Source organism: Nitratireductor sp. ZSWI3 (genome assembly GCF_024655565.1).
Taxonomy (GTDB): Bacteria; Pseudomonadota; Alphaproteobacteria; order Rhizobiales; family Rhizobiaceae; genus Nitratireductor.
Genome location: NZ_JANKOF010000208.1, coordinates 1 through 724, shown reverse-complemented (window position 1 = coordinate 724; position 724 = coordinate 1). Strand labels below are relative to the sequence as shown.

Below are 724 nucleotides of genomic sequence, written 5' to 3'. Positions count from 1 at the left end.
CCCTCACCCTTACCCTCTCCCCGCAAGCGGGGAGAGGGAGGCGTCGTCGTTGCGGCCAATCCTCCTTCTCCCCGTTCACGGGGAGAAGGTGCCGGCAGGCGGATGAGGGGCGAGCGCCCTTCCCGCAACGGGCCTCTTCGTCATGAGCCTGCGCGCGCCCGACTTCGCCGGCGAGATCACCGCGCTGTTTGCCGAACGCCAGGCGGTCCTCACCGACATCGCCATCATCCAGCCGGCCGATCCGTTTCTCGACATGGCCGGCGAGGACCTGCGGCGGCGCATCTTCCTGACGGAAAGCGAGACCGGCGCCAATCTGTGCCTGCGCCCGGAATTCACCATTCCCGTGTGCCGCGACCACATCGACAAGCGCGCCGCCACGCCGCGGCGCTACGCCTATCTCGGCGAGGTGTTCCGCCAGCAGCGCGAGGGCAGCGCCGAATTCTTCCAGGCCGGCATCGAGGACCTCGGCGAAGGCGACAGGGCCGCGGCCGACGCGCGCTCGCTGGCCGATGCCCACGCGCTGCTGACGCGCGTCCTGCCGGGCAGGACGTTGCAGGTCACGCTGGGCGACCAGGGCGTCTTCGAGGCGGTGCTTGCCGCGCTCGGCCTGCCGCGCGGCTGGCAGAAACGCCTCACCCGCGCCTTCGGCTCGCACAAGCTCCTGCAGGCCGCCCTCGACGACCTCGCCAGCCCGCAAGGGGCGGCGGGCCTGCCGCGCGCCGTC

General features: G+C 71.8%; 1 protein-coding gene. It reads left to right on the top strand.

The window, feature by feature from the left end:
• Window positions 1–142: 142 nt before the first annotated feature.
• On the top strand, window positions 143–724 hold a 582-nt coding region (locus NUU27_RS25435; protein ID WP_257765077.1), incomplete at its 3' end, for an ATP phosphoribosyltransferase regulatory subunit.